4 protein-coding genes are annotated in these 3,599 nt (G+C 62.5%); all 4 read right to left on the reverse strand.

Annotated features, from left to right (window positions below):
- Positions 1-266 (reverse strand): SDR family NAD(P)-dependent oxidoreductase (locus tag IGS51_RS17270; protein WP_297080057.1); only part of this gene is annotated, 266 nt, incomplete at its 3' end.
- Entirely contained in the window at positions 263-925 is a 663-nt protein-coding gene (locus IGS51_RS17275) for an SRPBCC family protein (protein WP_297080058.1), read from the reverse strand. The genes IGS51_RS17270 and IGS51_RS17275, both read right to left, overlap by 4 nt.
- 70 nt (positions 926-995) lie before the next feature.
- Positions 996-2,891, reverse strand: a complete 1,896-nt coding sequence (locus IGS51_RS17280) for a polyketide synthase (RefSeq protein ID WP_297080059.1) — start codon at positions 2,889-2,891, stop codon at positions 996-998.
- Positions 2,892-2,940: 49 nt separating this feature from the next.
- On the reverse strand, positions 2,941-3,599 hold a 659-nt coding region (locus IGS51_RS17285), incomplete at its 5' end, for an acyl carrier protein (RefSeq protein ID WP_297080060.1).

Below are 3,599 nucleotides of genomic sequence, written 5' to 3' on the forward strand. Positions count from 1 at the left end.
AGCCAATCCGGTGGGCCCAACTGGGCGATCGCCCGCTGCACGGCCTGGTCTGCCTGCGCTCGATCGGCCACGTCGGCGGCAACGGTGAAGACCTGCTGGTCGGGCAAGCGCCGCTTGGCTTCAAGCTGCGCCCGCGCCGCCTCTAGCTTTTCGGGGGTGCGGGCAATCAGCGAGAGGGAGGTTCCCTGGGCGGCCAATCGGTGGGCGATCGCCAGCCCAATGCCGCTAGAGCCGCCCGTGATGATGGCGTGTTTGGGTGGGTTCATCGGCTACGGCGCTCAATTTCTCGACGCAGGGAGACTAGAGTCGTCTCCAGTTCGCCGCGATAAACCCGCGAGTAGACATCGCGCATCAGGTCAGAGCTTGGGGAAATAACCACCTGATGGGTCAACACCAACTGGCGGGCCGAGGCTTGCTGAAGCTGCCAAACGCCCTGCATGATCGGCTCGTTGCCGTCCATCACCACAAACTGAATCTGCGAAGGTCGCTGCTCGGACGAAGCGACGGTGACGCGGTTTCGCACGGGCACCGAGGCCACCCGCAGCACATTCACCTGCTCGAACGTAACCTGATTACCATTGCGGCTCAGCAGGCGGCTGGATTCAACATTGGGCAAAAACGACGCAAAGTTGTTGTAGTCAGTCAACACGGCCCAAGCGGCAGCAGCGGAGCCGTTGATCACCACCTGCCCTACAAACCGTCCGTTTTCGCCTGAAATCGTGACACCGGGAGCCGTCGCCACCGCATCGGGCAGCCGCAGCAACTCCGTTGGGGCGGTGCTTGAGAATTCCGTCGAGGGCAAGCTTCCTGGGGGGGCAGCGGTTGGTGCGGCGGCCAGCCCTGTTCCCAGCGCTGAGGTCAAGACAGCAGACGCGCTCAGCAGCGCTGTCAACCAAGTCCAACCGAATTGAAGTGAAATTTTCATAGGCAACCAGAGTTCAGAAAAACCAACTCCCCCGCATTGTATAGCAGGTGCCAGTTCCAGGGGAGACGGATTAGGGGGCAGGAATTGGGCCACAGGGCTGGCGCTGGAAGGGGTAGGTGGGCAGGGCGACGGTTTGCTGAAAATAGCGGCGATCGCCATCGTGCCAGGTCAATTCGCTGCCTTGCACAAAGGCGGTGGCAATGTCGGGAAGTTGGCCAGCGGCGGTGTCGGGCGACAGGTAGCGGGTGGATGCCGTGGGCGGCTGGGACGCGGCGGTGTAGTGAATCTGGAGGGCGGGCGCGGTGGGCTGGGCGCGGCCCTGGAGAATGCCCGGTGCAGATGTGCCTTGTAGGACGGAATGCAGTTTTTGCAGCAGGTCTGGCAGGGAATCGGTGAGGATGGCAAGGCGCTGGGGCAGGGGCGATCGCCCCGTGTTGGCCGTCCAGCAGAGGTCGGCGATGGGGAAATCGGGATGCCGCTGCAAATGCTGCACATAGCGCTCGACCAGTTGGCGCAGGGCGGCTTCGGTGCGGGCAGAGAGGGTCAGCAGGTGCAGCGGATAGGGGAGCAGGCGGGCGGATTCAGGCGCGGGCGCTTCCGTCAGCACTACGTGGGCATTGGCTCCGCTAAAGCCGAAGGCATTCACCCCGGCAATGCGGCGCGGCCCGTTCCAGGGGGTGGGGGCAGTGGGCACTTTCAGCGGCAGTTGGGCCCAGTTGATTTGCGGGTTGGGCTGGCGCAGATGCAGATGGGGCGGCAGGGTTTGATGCTGGAGCGCAAGCACCACTTTAATCAGCCCAGCCATGCCAGAGGCGGCTTCTAGATGCCCAATGTTGGGTTTGACGGAGCCAATCCAGAGCGGGTCGGGGCGATTCACGGCGCGATCTGTTCCAGACGCACCAAACACCTGCCCCAGGGCCTCTAGCTCGATGGAGTCGCCCAGCACTGTGCCCGTGCCGTGGGCTTCCAGATAGCTGACCTGCTGCGGCTCTAGGCGGCTCTGCTTCAGGGCTTGGCGGATCACAGCCTGCTGCGCCAGTCCGTTGGGCACGGTCAGCCCGCTGGAGCGGCCGTCGTGATTGGTGGCGGAACCCAGGATCACCGCTTGCACAAAGTTGCGATCGCCTAGGGCCTCGTCCAGCCGCTTTAGCACCACCACGCCGCAGCCTTCGGAGCGGACAAAGCCGTCGGCGCTGGCATCAAAGCTGTGGCAGCGTCCGGTTGCAGACAGCATCTTCGCCTTGCAAAAGTTCACCATCATCTCCGGCGACAAAATCCGGTTCACCCCGCCGACGATCGCCAGGTCGCATTCCCGCTGGCGCAAGCTTTGGCAGGCCAGATGCACGGCAACGAGAGAAGAGGCACAGGCTGCGTCGATCGCCATGCTCGGCCCGGTGCTGCCCAGCAGATAAGATAAGCGGCCAGCAGCGGTGCTGTGGGTATTTCCCGTGGTCAAGTAAGCATCGATCGTGCTGGGGTCTTGCTGCAAAAGCTGATGCCAGTAGTCGATGCCGCAGATGCCAACAAACACGCCGACCGATTGTCCCAACAGGCGGTGGGGCGAAATGCCGGCCTGCTCCAGCGCTTCCCAACTCACTTCCAGCAGGAGGCGCTGCTGCGGGTCGAGGCTGGCGGCTTCGCGGGGCGCAATGCGAAAAAAAGCCGCGTCAAAGTCGTGCAGATGGGGCACAAAGCCGCCGTGCCGCGTGTACATCTTACCCGCTGCGCTGAGGTCTGGACTGTAGTATTGGTCAAGGTTCCAGCGATCGCCCGGAATTTCGGTAATCGCGTCTTTGCCCGCGTACAGCAGCGCCCAAAAGTCGTCCAGCGTCTCCGCACCGGGAAAGCGACAGCCCATGCCCACAATGGCAATCGGCGAGTGCCTTTCTGCCTCCAGCGCCTCTAGCTTTGCCTGGAGTTGCTGAATCGCCAGGAGGGCGCGTTTGGTGGGGGAGGCTTCGGTCATGGGGGATTTTGGATTTTAGATTTTAGATTTTGGATTTTAGATTTTGGGGTTAGGGGTTGAGGTTGAGGCGGTCGAGTTCGCTGAGCAGGAGGGCTTCGGCTTCGGCTTCGGTGAGTTGGGCGATCGCCGCTTCAGGATCGTTCGACAGGCTATTCGCAAAACTACTCGAGGTTTCGCGTGGAGAGTCATTCTCGCTTCCGTTCGCTACTTCGTTCTTTTGAGTTGACGATTCAGATGATTCGGCGGTGTCAAAGTTGGGTTCCAGCAGATGCAGCAGGTATTCCGTAAGGGTGGCGATGGTGGGATAGCTGTAGAGCAGCGCGTTGGGCAACGGCTGGGGCACTTGCTGTTGCAACTGGTGGGTTAGCTCGATGGTGGTGAGGGAGTCGAGGCCGAGGTCGGTGAAGCCCTGATGCGGGTCAAGACTGGTGGCAGGGCGACCCAGCAGGTTGGCGACGGCTTGCTGGAGGCGGGCGGTGAGGGCGGCAGGGCGATCGCCTGTTGGCAACTGGCGAATTTGCTCAAACCAGGAGATGGCAATGGGTGCAGATGTGGCGGCAGGGGCTTGCGGTTTGGCATAAGGCAGCACGGCGACCTGGGGCACAGTTTCCGCCAGCAGCGCTTTGAGGAGGGTCACACCCGTTTCAGGGGGGATTGGCTCCATGCTTTGGAGGGCCTGGGGGGCAGCGCGGTCGGCGCGGCGGGCGG

It is taken from the genome of Thermoleptolyngbya sp. M55_K2018_002 (assembly GCF_015295965.1).
GTDB classification, from domain to species: Bacteria; Cyanobacteriota; Cyanobacteriia; order Elainellales; family Elainellaceae; genus Thermoleptolyngbya; species Thermoleptolyngbya sichuanensis.